General features: G+C 69.8%; 14 protein-coding genes. 6 read left to right on the top strand and 8 right to left on the bottom strand.

The features are described from left to right. Positions 1-174 precede the first annotated feature (174 nt). Entirely contained in the window at positions 175-960 is a 786-nt protein-coding gene (locus OG219_RS21010; RefSeq protein WP_266828685.1) for an SDR family oxidoreductase, read from the bottom strand. An 81-nt stretch (positions 961-1,041) separates the two neighbouring features. On the opposite strand from OG219_RS21010, the gene OG219_RS21005 reads away from it, so the two are divergent. Further along, positions 1,042-1,881 (top strand): hypothetical protein, encoded by an 840-nt coding sequence (locus OG219_RS21005; RefSeq protein ID WP_266828683.1) that lies wholly within the window; start codon positions 1,042-1,044, stop codon positions 1,879-1,881. A gap of 147 nt (positions 1,882-2,028) precedes the next feature. Here OG219_RS21005 and OG219_RS21000 read toward each other — a convergent pair whose 3' ends face one another. The 3 genes from OG219_RS21000 to OG219_RS20990 all read right to left on the bottom strand — a co-directional run bounded on the left by OG219_RS21000 (position 2,029) and on the right by OG219_RS20990 (position 4,538). After that, positions 2,029-2,238 (bottom strand): DUF397 domain-containing protein, encoded by a 210-nt coding sequence (locus OG219_RS21000; protein ID WP_266828681.1) that lies wholly within the window; start codon positions 2,236-2,238, stop codon positions 2,029-2,031. A gap of 238 nt (positions 2,239-2,476) precedes the next feature. Next, positions 2,477-3,334, bottom strand: coding sequence for a helix-turn-helix transcriptional regulator (locus tag OG219_RS20995; protein ID WP_266828679.1), 858 nt, complete (start codon positions 3,332-3,334; stop codon positions 2,477-2,479). Between the two features lie 448 nt (positions 3,335-3,782). Then, on the bottom strand, positions 3,783-4,538 hold the full coding sequence (locus tag OG219_RS20990) for a GPP34 family phosphoprotein (protein ID WP_266828677.1): 756 nt from the start codon (positions 4,536-4,538) through the stop codon (positions 3,783-3,785). 1,710 nt (positions 4,539-6,248) lie between these two features. Between OG219_RS20990 and OG219_RS20985 the strand changes: the two genes are divergently transcribed. The 3 genes from OG219_RS20985 to OG219_RS20975 all read left to right on the top strand — a co-directional run bounded on the left by OG219_RS20985 (position 6,249) and on the right by OG219_RS20975 (position 11,612). Continuing rightward, positions 6,249-8,057 (top strand): D-alanyl-D-alanine carboxypeptidase family protein, encoded by a 1,809-nt coding sequence (locus OG219_RS20985; protein ID WP_266828675.1) that lies wholly within the window; start codon positions 6,249-6,251, stop codon positions 8,055-8,057. 224 nt (positions 8,058-8,281) lie between these two features. Next, entirely contained in the window at positions 8,282-10,249 is a 1,968-nt protein-coding gene (locus OG219_RS20980) for a DMT family transporter (RefSeq protein ID WP_266828673.1), read from the top strand. 157 nt (positions 10,250-10,406) lie between these two features. Next, positions 10,407-11,612 carry a DUF4241 domain-containing protein gene (locus tag OG219_RS20975; RefSeq protein WP_266828671.1) on the top strand — a complete coding sequence of 402 codons (1,206 nt, stop codon included), beginning with the start codon at positions 10,407-10,409 and terminating at the stop codon, positions 11,610-11,612. A gap of 370 nt (positions 11,613-11,982) precedes the next feature. Here the strand turns inward: OG219_RS20975 and OG219_RS20970 are convergent, their stop codons facing one another. The 4 genes from OG219_RS20970 to OG219_RS20955 all read right to left on the bottom strand — a co-directional run bounded on the left by OG219_RS20970 (position 11,983) and on the right by OG219_RS20955 (position 15,205). Beyond that, positions 11,983-12,861, bottom strand: a complete 879-nt coding sequence (locus OG219_RS20970) for a MerR family transcriptional regulator (RefSeq protein WP_266828669.1) — start codon at positions 12,859-12,861, stop codon at positions 11,983-11,985. A 120-nt stretch (positions 12,862-12,981) separates the two neighbouring features. Then, the gene (locus tag OG219_RS20965; RefSeq protein ID WP_266828667.1) at positions 12,982-13,479 is read right to left on the bottom strand and encodes a glutathione peroxidase; all 498 of its coding nucleotides are present in this window, start codon (positions 13,477-13,479) and stop codon (positions 12,982-12,984) included. 24 nt (positions 13,480-13,503) lie between these two features. Next, positions 13,504-14,427 (bottom strand): LLM class F420-dependent oxidoreductase, encoded by a 924-nt coding sequence (locus tag OG219_RS20960; RefSeq protein WP_266828665.1) that lies wholly within the window; start codon positions 14,425-14,427, stop codon positions 13,504-13,506. 7 nt (positions 14,428-14,434) lie between these two features. Next, a complete protein-coding gene (locus tag OG219_RS20955; RefSeq protein ID WP_266828663.1) occupies positions 14,435-15,205 on the bottom strand; it encodes an ABC transporter ATP-binding protein in 771 nt (256 codons plus the stop codon). A gap of 135 nt (positions 15,206-15,340) precedes the next feature. Between OG219_RS20955 and OG219_RS20950 the strand changes: the two genes are divergently transcribed. Together OG219_RS20950 and OG219_RS20945 are read left to right on the top strand one after the other, a co-directional pair. Further along, a complete protein-coding gene (locus OG219_RS20950) occupies positions 15,341-16,381 on the top strand; it encodes an ABC transporter substrate-binding protein (RefSeq protein ID WP_266828661.1) in 1,041 nt (346 codons plus the stop codon). A gap of 1 nt (position 16,382) precedes the next feature. Then, a complete protein-coding gene (locus tag OG219_RS20945; RefSeq protein WP_266828659.1) occupies positions 16,383-17,168 on the top strand; it encodes an ABC transporter permease in 786 nt (261 codons plus the stop codon). Positions 17,169-17,171: the final 3 nt, after the last annotated feature.

The following is a 17,171-nucleotide window of genomic DNA, read 5'->3' as shown; positions in this document are numbered from 1 at the left end:
TGACGTGCACGGCACTTCGCCGACGCAGCCCAAGGAGGCCGCGAAGTGCCCGCTCATCGTGAGTTCGCTGGCATGGCGGCGACAACAGCCCGTAGGGTCAAGAGGGAGTAAAAATGTTCTGGTTGTTGACCTCGGTTCATATGTGTGGACGGCTGGAGGGGGTCACATCGGCGGCTAACGCATCAATTCGCCCGCGTTGACCAGCAGCGACTGTCCCGTGATCGCCCGGGCCCGGTCGGACGCCAGGAACACCGCGGCGTCCGCGACGTCCCCGTCCGTGGCCAGCTCAGGCAGCGCCATCCGCTCGGTGAGCCGCGCAAGGACCTCCGCCTCCGGTACGCCCTCGGTGTGCGCGGTGAATTGGACGAACGCCTGGACCGGCGGGCCCCACATCCACCCCGGCAGCACGGTGTTGACCCGTATCCGATGCGGGCCGAGCTCCCGCGCGAGCGAGTACATCGCACTCGTCAGCGCGCCCTTCGACGCCGCGTACGCCGCCTGCCACACCTGCGACGGCGCGGCCACCGCCGACTGCGTCCCGATGATGACGACCGAACCGCCGCCCGCCTTCAGCGCGGGCAGGCAGGCGCGGGTCATCCGCAGCGTCCCCAGCAGATTGACGTCGATGATCGACTGCCAGGTGGCGAAGTCGGCGTCCTCGAGGCCCCCGAAGTAGCTGTCCCAGGCGGCCACATGGACGACGCCGTCGATCCCTCCGAAGCGCTCCACGGCGAGCGCGGCGAGTTCCTCGCACTGGCCCTCGTTCGTGATGTCCGTCGCCCGGTACGCCGAGTGTGCGCCGTCCGGATCGAGTTCGGCCGCGCACTTGGCGAGATTCGCCTCCGTACGCGCCCCGAGGACCGCGTTGCCCCCGTCCCGTACGACGGCCGCCGCGACCTGATGGCCGAGCCCGGCCCCGACTCCCGACACGACGACGGTCTTGCCCGTGAGCAGTGACATCCGAGGCCTCCCCGGCTCTGGCGCATTGTCTGACGGGGCGTCAGAGTATTTGCGTCGACCGGAGGAAGGAAGGGGAGCGACGTGAGTGAGGAGACCCGCAGTGAGGTGTACGCGGAGCTGGCCGCCGTCGGCCCGTACGGCGTCCACCCGGGCCATGCGCTGATCACGATGGTGGAACCGCACCCGGGCCACGAGTACGCGTACAACCGCTGGTACGAGGACGACCACTACTACGCCGGCGCGATGGCGATGCCCTGGATGTCCGCGGGCCGCCGCTGGGTCGCCACCCGCGACCTCCAACTCCTGCGCCACCCCGAGAAGTCGGCGGTCGCCCAGCCCGTCACCGCCGGCTGCTACCTCTCCACGTACTGGGTCACCGAAGGCCGCTACGACGACCACATGAAGTGGACCGTCGGCATCAACAAGCGGCTCAACCGCGACGGGCGCGTCTACCAGGACCGTACGCACGTCTTCACGGCCTTCCAGGACCACGAGGCGACGGTGTACCGCGACGGAGCCGCCGGGCCGCGCGACTTCCACGCCCTGGACCACCCGTACGCGGGCCTCGTGCTGGAGGTCATCGACGCCGAATCCCCCGAACAGCGGGCCGAGTTGCTGGAGTGGCTGCGCTCCCGTCACCTGCCGAAACGGCTCGCGGGCTCCCCGTCCGCGATGGTCACGATCTTCCGCCCGACGCCGCTGCCCGGCGACCGCATGACGTACGTCAAGCAGGTCGAAGGGGTGGACACGCGCCTGACGCTGCTGTGGTTCCTGGAGGCGGATCCGCGGGACTGCTGGGAGGGGTACTTCGCGGGGCTGGACGAGGCGGTCGCCGAAGCGGGCCTGGGGAAGGTCGAGTTGTTGGCGCCGTTCATTCCCACGGTGCCGGGGACGGACAAGTACGTGGACCGGCTCCGCTAGCGGAGTGGCAAGTGGCAACCGGGTATCCGGGTATCCGGGAAAAAGCCGAGCCCCCTCGGCTAGGACGGCGGGCCAGTCGAGAGGGCTCTGTCGGTGGTGCGTATGCGGTTGGTCGGTGCAGTTGTGGTGGTGGGCGGTATCTGTGCATCAGGCGAGGTGGGAAGCCCCCCGGCTCACCTCTGCCACGAAGGCGTTCCACGAGTCCGTGGGAAACGCGAGCGTGGGACCCTCGGGGACCTTGGAATCCCGTACGGCCATCGCCGCCAGAAGAGGGGACTTGACCTCGACGCATGCGCCGTTGCCGGTGGAGTACGAGGACTTGGTCCAGGTGTTCAGGGCGCCTTGCTGGATTGCCATGTTCGCTCCGGTAGCCAGTTGTTGAGTTGCTGTCACCGCACGGCGGGTTCCTTGTGGAACCCGCGGTTCGGTTTGCGCCAACGTTGTTGCTCGATGGCGTGATCGACGCTACTCGCCAACATCGGCGGGCGAATGAAGTATTCACTCGACCGGATGGCATATTCCCCTGGGTCTTCCGCTCCGCTGTGACGAAGGTGTACAGTCCGGCACCCTCGCGACGGAGGTGGCTCCCTGAGTCTCAGCGCGCGTACTCTTTGGCGATATCCGCGATGAATTGCCGCGATTGCTCCACGTTGAGGGCCTGTGCCCGCAAATGCTCGTACATCACGCTGTACTTCTGGACGTCGTTCGCCTTCTCCAGGTACAGGTCGCTGGTGACGCCCTCGATGTAGACGACGCTCGAGTCCGCCGCGTCGGGGAACTCCAGGATCGCGTACTGCCCGTTCAGTCCCGGATGCGCGCCCATCTCGAACGGGATCACCTGCACGGTGACGTGCGGAAGCTGCGACTGCTCGACGAGGTGCTCCAACTGCTCACGCATCAGGGAGCGGTTGCCGACGACCCGGCGCAGGGCGGCCTCGTCCAGGACGGTCCACAGCCGGAGCGGGTTCTCCGGGGCGGAGATACGTTCCTGTCGGCGCAGTCGTACCTGGACGCGCTTGTCGATGTCGCCGGATGCCGTCTCCGGCAGCGCACCGGAGACCAGGGCCTCCGCGTACGGCCGGGTCTGCAACAGGCCGGGGACGACCTGGGGGTCGTACACGCGCAGGCTCGCGGCGTCGGTTTCCAGCCCGATGTAGACGCTGTACGGGATGTCGCCGAAGGAGTGCCACCAGCCCTGCTGGCGCGAGTCCTTGGCCATCTGCATCAGGGAGTCGACGATGCGGACGTCCTCGACCTCGTAGACCCCGCACAGGTCGCGGACGTCGCGCTGGCTGATGCTGCGCCGCCCGTTCTCCAGGCGGCTGATCTTCGACTGGGAGACCAGCAGTCTCTCGGCGACCTCTTCGGCCGTCATGCCCTTGAGCTCGCGGAGCCGGCGCAGCTCCTGGCCCAGCCGACGTCGCCGGACTGTGGGATTGACACTTGACGCCACGGGACGTGCACCTCCGGCTGCGGGGCCTGTACTTGCCACTATGCGTATCTGCTGTTGAGCAGACTGCCACCAAGGTGCTTTCTACCGCTGGGAAACAGTGGATATGCGCTGCGCAGGCGCCAGTTCGGGGTTCCGGCCGGTATCTGGCTGGTAAGAGCGCCTGCATGTGGGGCCGCGGCAGGTCATGGTTGAGTCCTGCATAGGGACCCTGCATATGCGGGTGCGAGGTCCTGAGATCGCAGATCCTGAAAATCGCAGGTCCTGACATCGCAGGTCCTGAAAATGCGGCCGCGCGGGGCGGTGGGGCCGTGTCGTCGTCCGGACGTACGGTCTCATCGCCCCGCGCGAGCCAGCGGCTCCCGAACCGGATCCTGGGGACTGCGGTGCGGCGCTGGTGGTGCGGTCCTGCGGGCCCTGCGGTCCTGCTGTTGTGCCGTGGAACTGCGGCTCAGTGGGCCACGGCGCGCGCCATGGAACTGTGGCGCGGTTGCATCGGAACACCGCGGGCGGGTTCCGGTGCGGACCTGACTCCGGCGGTGGCCGGACGGCCTGCCGGTGCCGGGCTGCGGCGTGGCTGAGCGGCCACACCGTTCTGGACGTCCATGACCGCGTGTGCCACGAGGCCGCCCATGGGGTCGTGCCTGATCAGATCCCGTAGCCGGGAGCGGGACGAGCGCCCCTCATTACCCGGATACAGGTGCTTGCCGAGTCCGACCGCGTGGGCCAGTGCGGCGAGCGCCGCGGTCCGCGGGTCCGGCGGGACGCCGGTGCGGATCGCGCTGTCCAGCCGGGCCTTGATCTCCCGGCTGATCGCCGTGTCCGTCGCTTGGTAGCGAGTCGTCGGCAGCACCCCGCACATCTGGCCGGCCACGGCATGGACCATGCCGCACCTCTCCAGATGCGAGAGATAGGTCTGGCGCAGCCCCAGGCGGGGTCCGCCAATCCAGTTCACTGCGCGTACGGGTGCTCCGCGTCGGCGAAGCAGTTCCAACGCACAGTCCAGTGTTGGATCTCCAGTCGGCCGTGGTACTACCACAGCGATACGATCCCCGTCCGGGGCTATCCGTCCGGCCAGTGCCAGCTCCACTAGCTGTGCTCCGGCCAGACCGAGGTCGAGCGACTGCGGCTGTGCGGTGGTACCCGTGGTCGGGTCCAGCGCCAGCAGAAGAAGCTCTTCCGGAATTGATCTGCGGCTCCTGCCCATCCATGCCTCCCCGCGTGGATGAATGACAGGGTGACCCCTCTCACATTGGTCTGTCGAGAGGGCGTGACCGGTTCGTAGTGGAACCAGTAGGTATGTCGTTCTCGTCTACCGCGGGGGACATGCCCTCACACAGGACACTGGTACATGGTTCGGACAGTGGTGTCCGGGCGGCGGTTCAAGGGTTTTCACGGGTTTTCGCGGGTTTCACGGTTCGGATTGGCGCACTGCGGGTGTGCGCCGCACGAGGAGGCATCGGTGGCGGGCGAGTCCCCCGACAGGTCGAAGCAGCACGAGTCGTCGGCATCGGCGTCGTCGGGAGAACCGACGCCGGGGACGGCGGCCGCGGTTCCAGGTCCGACGCGGGGGTCCGGGCCTTCGGCCCCGGCCGACCCGCGTTTGGCGGTGGCCCGTGAGCGGGCGGCTACGGTGCGGGTCGATCAGGCTACGGCGGTCTTCTCGACGCGGGCGTTGACCGACGGAGCGGTCGGGACGGGGGCCGGCGGTTCGTCGGGTGCCGGTGGATCGTTGGGGTCCGACGGTGCGTCGGGTGCCGGTGGTTCGCTGGGCTCCGACGGTTCGTCGGGGTCGGAGCGGTCTGGAGACGTCGGTACGGAGGGGGCCGAGAGTGGGTCGCCCGGTGACGCGCGGCTTCGGGCGGCGGTTGCCGCGTGGGTTGCGGGGGCGGATACGGACCCGGAGGCGGACCCGGAGGCGGGGGAGTCCTCGGGTGACGCCGAGGGCGGGGGCGCTGACGCGGCTGCGGTGAGTGGCGCTTCGGGTGATTCGGGTGAGGTGTCCACGGCCGGCGAGGAGCCGGGTGCCGCGGGCGATGGCGATGCGGCCGGTGGCGGCCGGTCCTCGCAGGGCGGTGCCTCCGCGTCTGTCGGTGCGACGGACGCCGGCGAGGTGCCGGAGGGGGATGCCCTGTCCGAGACGGGTGCCGAGGCGAAGGACGCCGACGGAACCGCGAGTGCGGCGGGTGCCGCGACGAAGGGCGCCGGGGAGTCCGGCGACGCCGATGAGTCGCAGACTGCCGTCGGCTCCGAGAGCGCGTCCGCGACAGGGACCGACGGCGATACGGATGCCGATGTGGTGCCTGCTGACGCCGAGCCTGAGGCGGATGCCGGGCGGGCCGCTGCGGCTTCCGATGCGGGGAGTGCGTCCGAGCCTGCCGTGAGCGCAGGCACTGGGACCGAGCCTGAGGTGGCCGCCGGGCGGCCCGCTGACGCTGCTGATGCGGAGAGTGCGTCCGGGCGTGAGACGGATGCCGGGACCGGGCCTGAGGCGGATGCCGGGCGGGCCTCTGACGCTTCCGATGCGGAGAGCGCGTCCGCCAGTGACGCGGACGCCGGTGCGGAGCCTGCCGCGAGCGCCAGCGCTGGGACCGAGGCTGGCGCCAGCCCCAGCCCCAGCCCCAGCCGCAGCCCCGAGCCTGGGGTGGCCGCCGAGCGGCCCGTTGACGCTGCCGATGCCAAGGGCGCATCCGGGCCTGAGGCGGATGCCGGCACCGGCACCGGTGTCAGCCCCGGCACCGAGCCCGAGGGAGACGCCGAGCGGCCCGCTAGCGCTGCTGACGCGGAGAGCGCGTCCGGGCGTGAGACGGACGCCGGCGCGGAGCCTGCCGCGAGCGCCAGTGCCGGGACTGAGCCTGCCGCCAGCCCCAGCCCTGACCCTGAGGTGGCCGCCGAGCGGCCCTCTGACGCTTCCGACATGGAGAGCGCGTCCGCCCGTGACGCGGATGCCGACGCCGCCGAGCCCGAGGCGGCTGCCGAGTCGCCCGCTGCCGAGGCCGTGTCCGCGTCGGACCCCGACGCTGCCTCCAAGCCCGCCGGGCGTGACTCCGGCGAAGCCTCTGACGAGGGCACCGAGCCCGGCCCGAAGGACTCCCCGAAGGACTCCCCGAAGGGCCCCGCCGAGGAGCCCAAGGCCCCCAAGCCCCTCGTGGACCAGCCCACCGGCGTCTTCAGGGCCCCCCGCCCCCCGGCCGTGGACCAGCCCACCACCATGCTCAAGCTGGGCAGCACCAAGCCCACTGACAAGCCGACCGACAAGCCGACCGACAAGCCCGAGCCCCCCGCCGAACGCACCAGCAAGTTCGTCGCGCTCAAGCCCCTCGACGAACCCTCACCGGCGAGGCCGAAGGCAACCCCGCCCCCCGCACCCGGGGTCACCGCCGCGCTCCCGCAGGTCGGTCCCGAGCGCACCACGCAGCAGCCGCTGCCGCCCAAGCCGCCGCTGGACCTGCTGGCCGAGCTGACGAACACGCCGCCGCCCCGGCAGACTCCGGTGCGGACGATCGTGCGGCGGGTCAAGATCTGGACCCCGCTGGTCGTGCTGCTCGCGGTGATCTTTGCAGTCGTACAGGCTGTGCGCCCGCTTCCGGCGGCGGGCCTCACGCTCACCGCCGACGCGACCTACACCTTCGAGGGCGGCACGCTCGACCTGCCCTGGCCCGGTCAGGGCCAGTCGGCGATCGAGGTCGAGGGAGTCGGCAGCCTCGGTACCGACGGCAAGCAGACCGCCGCCCCCATCGCGAGCGTCGCGAAGATCATGACGGCGTACGTGATCCTTCAGGACCACCCGCTGAAGGGGGACGAGGGCGGCGAGAAGATCACCGTCGACCAGCAGGCCGAGGACGAGTCGAAGAGCGTGGACGAGTCGACGGCGCCCATGACGAAGGGACAGCAGTTCACGGAGCGCCAGATGCTCCAGCTGCTGATGATCCCGTCGGGCAACAACGCGGCACGCCTGCTTGCCCGTTGGGACTCCGACGACAAGACCTTCGTCGCCAAGATGAACGACGCCGCGAAGAAGCTCGGCATGACGAACTCGACGTACACGGACCCGAGCGGTCTGGAGAAGACGACGGTGAGCACCGCCACCGACCAGCTCAAGCTGGCCAAGGAGGTCATGCAGAACCCGGTGTTCGCGAGCATCGTCGGGATGGCCAGCGCGAAGATCCCCGGGCTCGACGGCACCATCTACAACAACAACGACCTGCTGGTGAACCAGGTCGGCGTGATCGGTCTCAAGACGGGCTCGTCGACGCCGGCGGGCGGCAACCTGGTGTGGGCCGCGACCAAGACCGTGAACGGCAAGACGCAGACGATCTACGGCGCGGTCCTCGGCCAGAACGCGGGCACGGGCAAGGTCTGGGACAGCCTCAAACTGGCGCTCACCAACAGCCAGGAGCTGATCGACAAGGTCCAGCAGAGCCTGACGTCGGCCACGGTGGTGAAGAAGGGCGACGTCGTCGGCTACGTGGACGATCAGCTCGGCGGTCAGACCCCCGTCGTCGCCACCAAGAACATGACGGCGGTCGGCTGGCCCGGTCTGAAGACGAAGCTCGCTATCGGCACCGCCGGTGGCGATACGGTTCCGCACTCCGGCAAGGCGGGCACGGTCGTCGGCGAGCTGACGGTCGGCGACGGTTCCAGTCACGCCGTGAAGATCCCCGTCGCGCTCCAGTCGGACCTGGCCGAACCGGGCTTCGGGGCCAAGCTGACCCGAGTCGGCTGACCGGGGCGAAACCGGCTCGCACCAGCGGAACGGGCGTACGCCGGAGGGCGCCCGCGAATCGCGGGAACACCGCGTGAACGCCCTCCGAACGCCCCGTACCCCGCCGATGACGCCCCACCCGGGCGCTCACCGGCGGGGTGCGTGCTAGCGTCGCTAAGCGGCCTGGTCGCGGGCCGCAGGTCCCGGCCGAAGAACGGAAAACGGGACACTGGGAGTGCCTTGCAGTGGCGACAGCGGAGCCGACACACGCCGATGACGCCGATCCGGGCAGCCCAGGATCAGGCCCGCGAATACCACTGCCCGCCCGCACGCGCCACGACGAGCCCCGTACGCAGGACAACGGGTCCCGTACGCAGGACAACGGGTCCCGTACGCAGGACGACAAGCCCCGTACGCACAACGACGCGGACGCCGTCGCGCCCGCCAACGCGCCCGCCGAAGCGCAAGACGAGACGTCCAGCACCCGACACCACCACCCGCTGACCGCTCTCCTCCTCCGCCACCCCATCATCCTCGCCACCGCCCTCGCGGGCGTACTCCACGTCGTCTGGTTCTTCACGTTCGCGAACAGTGGCGGGGACCTCGCGGCGCAGGACGCGTGGGCCGAGTTCGTGGGCCAGCATCCGGACTCGGCGTACAACCTCGCCTGGTACGGCGGGATGCACCCGGTGTCGTACAGCGTGGTGTCGCCGTATCTGATGTCCGTGCTCGGCGTCCGTACGACGATGATGATCGCGGGGACGATCTCGGCGGGCCTGCTGACGTTGATCCTGATCCGCAGCAAGGCGGTGCGGCAGCCGCTGTGGCCCGCGCTCGCCGGCGTGTTCGCCCTCCTCTGCAACGCCGCCTCGGGCCGGGTGACGTACGGCCTGGGCATGGTGTTCGCGCTCGCCGCGACCGCCGTCGTCTTCTGCTGGCCGTACCGCTGGCGCTACAAACGCTGGGCGAAGGCCCTGTGCGCGGCGCCGCTCGCCGCGCTCGCCACCGCCTCGTCGCCGGTGGCGGGCCTGTTCGTCGGCCTGGTCGCGGTGGCGCTGTTCCTCCAGAAACGCCGCCCGGGCGCGTACGCCCTCGGCATCGCGCCGACCGTCGTAGTAGCCCTCTCGGCCTGGCTGTTCCCCTTCTCCGGCACCCAGCCGATGGCGATCGGCTCGGCCTCGCTGCCCTTCGCGTCCGCCGTGGCCGTCTACCTCCTCGTCCCCAAGGAGTGGAAGACGGTACGGATCACGGCGGCGGTGTACGGCCTCTCCGTACTCCTCGTCTGGCTGATCAGCTCCCAGATCGGCTCCAACATCACGCGACTGGCGATGCTGTTCGCGGGTGTCGTGCTGCTGGCCGCGCTGCCGTACACCGTGCCGCGCTCGCGCAAGTGGTACGCCGTCGTCCTCGCCTTCGTCGGATTCACCGGGTGGATCGGCTTCAAGTCGGTCGACGACGTCGTGCATACGACACCGGCGGCGTCCTGGGCGCGCGAGCTCGCGCCGCTGGTGAACCAGCTCCAGGTCGTCGGCGCCGAGAAGGGCCGGGTGGAGGTGGTCCCGGCCCGCTCCCACCGGGAGGCCTCCGCCCTCGCCCCGTACGTCAACCTCGCCCGCGGCTGGAACCGCCAGGCGGACATGGAGCGCAACCCCCTCTTCTACGACGACACCCTCAACTCAGCGAACTACCACGAGTGGCTGCAGCGCTGGGCCGTCCACTACGTGGTGGTGCCGAAGGGGGAGCCCGACGGGGACGGCGCCGAACGCGAACGTGAGCTCGTGCAGCGTGGGATGCCGTACCTCGAGCAGATCTGGGGCGATGCCAACTGGCAGCTCTTCGCCGTGACCGATCCGGCGCCGCTCGCCGAGCCCAACGCCGTCGTCGAGCGGGCCGAACAGGGCGAGATGACCCTCCAGGTGAAGAAGGCCGGCCGCATCCTCATCCGCATCCCGTACTCCCCGTGGCTGAGCGTCGTCGACGCCGAAGGCAAGAGCCTGAAGCCTCCGCAGGAGACGGAGGCGTCCAAGGACCGTGCGGACGACGACGACACCCCGAAGACGTACGACAACATCAACGGCTGCCTGATGCAGGCCGAGGAGAACGCCTCCGGCGACAAGTGGACGGAGCTACTGGCCCCCACACCGGGGACTTACCGCCTGGCGGCGCCGTACCAGCTGCCGCGGGGGACGCCTTGCCCGGAGGAGTTGCGGTAGTTGGCAGGTTGCCGGCCTCCCACAATCCTGTGTGTCACACCCCAGTGGCAGACTGGCGGCACAACGAAGCTCCGGAGGGGCGGGGCGATGCGGCAGGGTCACCCGTCGAGCGCCACTGCTCGGGGGCGGCCGGTGCCACGGGGGGAGATGCGCGGCTGTGATCTTCGACAGTCTTGATGTGTCGTACGGCAACATGTGGGGTTCTCTGCAGGGAATGACCCATCCGGACCCGATGTCGCGCGCGCTCGCGGCACGCAAGCATGCTGCCGGGGTGGATTACGCGGTTCTGCTGTCCGCGCGGGAGCGACCGCTGGCACTGGTCGAATACTGGCCGCGCCGGATGTGGCGTGTGTATCTGTTCGACGACAGGTCCTGGCGCATGCAGATGATCGACCTCAAGCCGCACAGCACGGGGATGTTGCTGGCTCAGCGGAACACCCGATGGCAGTTTTCCAACGAGCAGGAGCACTCGTCCGGTAAGTGGGATGTTCAGGAGACCACGACCGTCTCGGCCGACGGGCAGGTCGAGGTGAGGTCCGAGTTCGCCGGGCCGAGGGGAGCGTCGACGGAGCCACTGCACGCTCGAACATCCGGCCCGTCGAGCGTCCCTGTGCGGCGGTTCCCGGCGCCCGTCGAAAGCTTCCTGTGCCCCGTACCGGAATTCGGCGACTGGCAGGTGTTCGCGCCGTTCCTCGCCCAACAGGGCCACGAGCCCGCCACGACCGTAGTCCTGAACGACGTGTCGGTGGACGAAGGATCGGGACCGCTACGCGCCACCGGAATCGAGCAACTGTTCAGTCCGGGCGCCTGCGACACTCCGGATGGGCCGGCCGTCGTCGAGTCCGTTGACGCCGGCCTGCTGCGGATCACGTCAGGGCAGCTGGTGGTCTCGGACCCCGGCTGGATCGGAGAGACCCCGCGGACCGTCGCTGTGCCACCGGGTGAGTTCCCGGTCACGCTGTCGCTTTTGCGCACGACACGCGGGGCCGGTGTCGCCGCGGCCAGGGTGACGTTCCTGGACATCCCGCCCCGCGAGTGGGAAATGGCCCTACTGCCCGACGAGGACCTGGGGCTGCTCGGCGAGGGCGAGTTCTACGGGGTTGGCGTGGATACCGGCACAGTGGCTTTCGTGGATGCGACTCGGACGGTGATCGAAGACCAGCTGGACGAGGACCTGTTCATACCCCTCGACAGCCATTTCACCGTCGAACTGCCCAGCACGGAGCCCGAGCCGAACCTCATCGCCTTCCGTGCCGGCCGGGGCGACGGGGCCTACCCCGTCTGGATCGGCCGCACCGATGACGGACAGGTTGGTTGCGTCGTCGTCGACTTCCAGCTCCATTCCGCCGACGGGGGAGAGTAAGGAGCCGCCGACCATCGGCGCGAGGCCGCACTGCCCGAGACTGGGACCACGGCGAACCTCCAGAGTGCACACGGTGATTGAGAAGCTCGACAACGCACACTGGAGCCGCCTTCGGTGGGATCGACGTCAGCCCAATCGCCCGGCCGACGACGGACTGCGTTTCGTCACTCGCACAGCTCCATTTCGCCGGTACGCCGTTGGGGGCCGGGGGTGGGTTTTTCGCCCCCTCCGCCCCGGTTTCAGCCCGTCCGGCGTTTGAGGACGAGGCCGTTCAGGCCGAAGCAGGGGTCTGGGGGCGGCAGCCCCCAGGAACGGGACGGGAAGGGGCGGAGGGGGCGAAAAACCACCCCCCACCCCCCGGCCCGTCACCTCACTTCACCGGAAACGCCACATCACACACCACATCCTCCGGCCCCGCCGCATCCCAGTCGGCGAAGTACACCTCCCGGCAGGGACCGTCGTACGACAGCCCCTGCTCACCCATCCACGCCTCGACCGCCTCGAACGCCGCAAGGATCTGCGGATGCGCGACCTGCGCCTTGGTGATCCGGGTGTAGGCGAGCCGCCGAGCGGGCTCGACCCGCACCCGGGTCTCCCAGGCGCGCCCGGCCGAAGACGCCCACGCCCGCGCAGCGACTTCGTCGGCGACGGGCACGCACGACTCGGCGGGCCCGTCACTCTCCTGGGACACCTCGGCGTGGTAGACGACGAAGGGCGCCGCGGTGACCCCACCGCAGGCCCGCGCCCCCTCCTCCAGCCGCCCCAGCGACGCACCGATCCACGCGGGCAACTCGGCGGCGAGAGTATGCCGCGTCTCCGCAAGGACCACCCGCTCGGGTACGTCCACCGTCTCGACCACGAACTTCCCGTACATCTCGGAACTCCTTCCCGACAGCCGTCCACGGAGGTACTCGGCAAGCGTCCGCTGCGAAGCGAACCTCGCCTCCGCGTCCGCCCAGTACGAGGCGAGGATCGCGTCGGCCGAAGAGCCCTCCGCGTCGACGACCTCGGCGATACGCGAGAGGGGCATGTCGAGCTGGCGCAGGAGCGCGACCACGCGGGCGCGTTCGGCCTGGTCGGCGCGGTAGTAGCGGTAACCGCTGACCTCGTCGACGTACGCGGGGGCCAGCAGCCCGAGCCGGTCGTACAGCCGAAGCGCCTTGGGCGAGAGCCGCGACCGGGCGGCGAACGCGCCGATCGTGAGCAGCTCGCTCAGGCCCTGAGCGTCTTCAGAGCGTTCCTGGTCCACGACCCCATCCTCCGTCACCGGGCGCCTTCCACCCGGTGACACAGGACGGTGGCCCCTGCCCCAGGGGCAAGGTCAACCGACAGATCGACCGGCAGGTCAACCGACGGGTCGACCGACAGCTCAGCCGATCGCCTTCGCCACCGCGGCCACGACCTCCGCCGACTCCGGCTCGGCCTGCGGCGAGAACCGCGCCACCACCGCCCCGTCACGTCCGATCAGGAACTTCTCGAAGTTCCAGCGGATGTCCCCGCTGTGCCCGTCGGCGTCCTCCGTGCCCACGAGGCGCTCGTACAGCCCGTGCCGCCCGTCCCCGTTCACATCGACCTTCTCGGTCAGCGGGAAGGTCACGCCGTACGTCGCAGAGCAGAACTCGGCGATCTCCTCGGAGGTCCCGGGCTCCTGCCCCATGAACTGGTTGCAGGGCACCCCGAGGACGGTGAACCCCTGGTCGGCATACCGTTCCTGCAGCCGCTCAAGGCCGGCGTACTGCGGGGTCAGCCCGCACTTGGAGGCCACGTTCACGATGAGCACGGCCTTGCCCCGGTACTGCCCGAGATCCGCGGAACCGCCCTGCAGGGAATCGATCTCGACATTGAGTACAGAGTTGTCAGTAGTCATAAACGGATGCTAACTCCGTTTATCTCACAGGTGCGGCGCGACCTCGGTGGCCAGCAGATCCAGGTGGTCGAGGTCGGAGAGATCGCGCAGGCGTACGTACACGCGGGACGTGCCGAGGGCGGCGTACTCGCCGAGCAGGTCCACGATCTTCGCGGGAGAGCCGTGCAGGGGTTCCTCCGGGGGGAGGCGGGACGGCTCCTCCAGGAGGGCGAGGCGGGTGTCGATCTCCGCCTCGGTGCGGCCGGAGGCGATGCCCAGGCACACCGAGAGGATCAAGGGAGGACCGCCCGCGGCGGTTCTGGCGGCCCGCGCCCCGGCGTACAGCTCGGCGCTCTGCGCGGGTGAGGTGAACGGCAGGTTGAACTCGTCGGCGTAGCGCGCGGCGAGGGCCGGTGTGCGGCGGGGGCCCCGGCCGCCTACGATCAGTGGCACCCGGGGCCGCTGCACAGGCTTCGGCAGGGCGGGCGAATCCGTCAGACGGTAGTGGCGGCCCTCGTACGAGAACTGCTCGCCGGGCGGCGTGGCCCACAGACCGGTGATCACCTGGAACTGCTCCTCCATCCGCTCGAAGCGCTCGGCGGGCGGCGGGAACGGGATGCCGTACGCACTGTGGTCCAGGGCGAACCACCCGGCACCCAGGCCGAGTTCGAGTCTGCCGCCGCTCATCGCGTCGACCTGGGCGGCGATGACCGCGAGCGCGCCCGGCTGCCGGAAGGTGGCCGAGGACATCAGCGTGCCGAGGCGGATCGTCGAGGTCTCGCGGGCCAGTCCGGCCAGCGTGGTCCAGGCGTCGGTGGGGCCGGGCAGGGCGTCGGTGAAGTGCATGGGGTGGTAGTGGTCGGCGACGAAGAAGCCGTCGAAGCCGCACTCTTCCGCGTGCCGGGCGGCGCGCAGCAGTTCGTCGTAGGTGGCTCCGTGGTACGGCTCGGTGAAGAGGCGCAGCTCCATCTCGCGCTCACACCCCTGTCTTGTGGCTGGCCAGCAGCAGGTCGTGGAGTTCGGCGCGGCAGCGGGCGAGTTCGGTGGCGTGGGCGTCGTGGCCCAGGGAGCGGGGCCGAGGGACCGGCACGTCCAGGACCGTACGGACCTGGCCCGGGCGCGGGCTGAGCACCACGACCCGGTCGGCGAGCAGTACCGCCTCCTCGATGGAGTGGGTGACCAGGACGACCGTGGAGCCGTGCTCCATGTGCACGCGTTGCAGCACCTCGCACAACTCCTCGCGGGTCAGGGCGTCCAGGGCCGAGAAGGGCTCGTCCATCAGCATGACGCGGGGGCGCTGGATGAGGGACCGGCACAGTGCCACCCGCTGCTGCATGCCGCCGGACAGTTCGTGCGGCAGGCGTTTGTGGAAGGGGGCGTCGAGGCCGACCGTCGTCAGCAACCGGCGTGCGCTTTCCCGGTGTTCGGGGCGGGGGCGGCCGTGCACCTCGATGGGCAGGAGCACGTTGTCGAGCGCCGACCGCCAGGGCAGCAGGGCCGGGCGCTGGAAGAGGATGGCGACGTCCCGGCGGGGTTCGCGCACCGGCTCGCCGGCGATCCGTACCTCGCCGGAGGTGGCCGGGAGCAGCCCCGCGATCACCCTCAGCAGGGTGGATTTGCCGCAGCCGGAACGGCCCAGAACGGCGACGAACTCCCCGTCCTCGACGTCCAGTTGGATACCGCGCAGGGCTTCGACGGTCCCCCTGCGGCCGTCGAAGGTCTTCGACACGCCGCGTACTCGGATCACGGGAGCCCCCCAACACCGGTTCACCCGAGGATAGGTCGGCGCATCCTGTGATCAACCGGTCGATCGATGTTTGTTACATGACAACCGGCTCTGTGGTCTCGACAACTTCCCCTTGAACGACTCCACTTGAGTTCCATGAGCCTTTGCATTTCGAAAAGGACATCACGGCTGCTCGCTGCGCTCCTGGCCGTCCTGATGACGGCGGCGCTCTCCACGGCCTGCGGCTCCGACGACGACAGCGGGAGCGGCGGCGGCTCCGCTCCGGACAAGGTCACCTACATCACCGGGTTCGGCACCTTCGGGCGCGAGGCGTACGCCTATGTGGCCCAGGACAAGGGCTACTTCAGCGACGCGGGCGTGACGGTCACCATCCAGCCCGGCCAGGGCAGCGGCAACAGTCTGGCCGCGCTCGCCGGCGGCAGCGCACAGTTCGCCCCCGTCGACCTCAGCAGCACCATCATGCAGCTCGGCGACGGCAAGGTCTCCGGGGTCACGGCGGTCGCGGCCGTCCACCAGACCACGGACGCGGCCGTCATGGCGCTGGCCGACAGCGGCATCAGCAAGCCGGCCGACCTGGAGGGCAAGAAGATCGCCGACCCGGCCGGGTCGGTCATCGGAGCCCTCTTCCCCGCGTACGCCAAGCTCGCGGGCATCGACGCCAAGAAGGTCGAATTCGTCGCCCTGGAAGCCCAGCAGCTCGGGGTCAACCTGGCGACCGGCTCGGTCGACGCCGTCGGCCAGTACCGGGTGGGCCGCCCCAACATCGAGAACGCGGTCAAGGGCAAGGAGGTCGTCGTACTGCCCTTCGGCGAGTACCTCACCGAGAGCTACGGCGCCGCGATCACGACGACCACGAAGATCGCCGAGGACGATCCCGACCTGGTGAAACGCTTCACCGGGGCGCTGTTCAAGGGCATGCGGTACGCGATCGACCACCCGGACGAAGCCGCGGCGCTGATGGCCGAGAAGTTCCCGACGCTGAACAAGGAGACCGCCGCCGCCGAGATCGAGCTCGTGGGGACCGCCGTACAGCCGAAGGAGGATGGAGCACCGATCGGCACCATGGACCGCGAGCGCGTGGCCGGGGCGATCAAGGCGCTGGAGGACGCGGGAGCCGTGCAGCCCGGGCTGACGCCCGAGGAGCTGGTCTCCTTCGACCTGGTGCCGAAGTCCTGACGTGACGCGAAGTCCACAAGTATTCAGGCGGGTCGGGGAGTTCGGCTGGCCGGTGCTCGGGCTGGCGACGGTGGTCGGAGCCTGGGCGCTCGCCGCGGCCGTCCTCGACGTACCGGAGATCATCCTGCCGTCCCCCGCGGACGTCCTCGACGCCTTCCTCCGCGTCCCCGGCTATCTCCTCGACGAGGCGATGGGCACGCTCCTGGTCATCGTGCTGGGTTTCGCGCTCGCCGTGGGCGCGGGGCTGGTGATCGGGGTGGCGCTCGCGGCATCCCGGATCGTGGAGCTGATGTTCGCGCCGCTCCTGGTGGCGTTCAACGCCGTGCCCAAGGTGGCGCTGGCCCCGCTCCTCGTGGTGTGGATGGGCTTCGGGTCGCAGCCGAAGGTGGTCATGGCCCTGCTCGTCTGCTTCTTCCCCGTCGTCCTGTCGGTCGCGGGCGGACTCACCTCGACACCGGTCGAACTCGTGGAGCTGGCCCGGTCGTTGCGTGCCTCCCGCGCCCAGACCTTTCTGCGCTTCCGCTTTCCCAGCGCGCTGCCGCAGATCTTCGTCGGGCTGAAGGTGGCCATGCCGCTCGCGGCCGTCGGCGCGGTCATCGGCGAGTTCAGCGCAGGCGACGAGGGCCTCGGCTTCGTCATCATGCAGTCCGGCGCGAACTCGGACACGGCACTGGCGTTCGCGGCGATCGCGCTCCTCGGGGTGGTGAGCGTGGCACTGTTCTACGCCCTCGTGCTGGCGGAGCGGACGCTGCTGCCGTGGGTGAGGGAGACGACGTCCCAGCGGTAGGGG

The sequence above is a fragment of the Streptomyces sp. NBC_00038 genome (assembly GCF_026343635.1).
Taxonomy (GTDB): Bacteria; Actinomycetota; Actinomycetes; order Streptomycetales; family Streptomycetaceae; genus Streptomyces.
The sequence above is the reverse complement of the archived record's forward strand: the minus strand, read 5'-3'. Positions and strand labels throughout refer to the sequence as shown.

Bases quoted from the DNA above. Each gene is read 5' to 3' on its own strand.
- OG219_RS20950 (WP_266828661.1), top strand. From the start codon at position 15,341: ATGAGCCTTTGCATTTCGAAAAGGACATCACGGCTGCTCGCTGCGCTC.
- OG219_RS21010 (WP_266828685.1), bottom strand. From the start codon at position 960: ATGTCACTGCTCACGGGCAAGACCGTCGTCGTGTCGGGAGTCGGGGCC.
- OG219_RS20990 (WP_266828677.1), bottom strand. From the start codon at position 4,538: ATGGGCAGGAGCCGCAGATCAATTCCGGAAGAGCTTCTTCTGCTGGCG.
- OG219_RS20965 (WP_266828667.1), bottom strand. From the start codon at position 13,479: ATGACTACTGACAACTCTGTACTCAATGTCGAGATCGATTCCCTGCAG.
- OG219_RS20985 (WP_266828675.1), top strand. From the start codon at position 6,249: ATGGAGAGCGCGTCCGCCCGTGACGCGGATGCCGACGCCGCCGAGCCC.
- OG219_RS21000 (WP_266828681.1), bottom strand. From the start codon at position 2,238: ATGGCAATCCAGCAAGGCGCCCTGAACACCTGGACCAAGTCCTCGTAC.
- OG219_RS20960 (WP_266828665.1), bottom strand. From the start codon at position 14,427: ATGGAGCTGCGCCTCTTCACCGAGCCGTACCACGGAGCCACCTACGAC.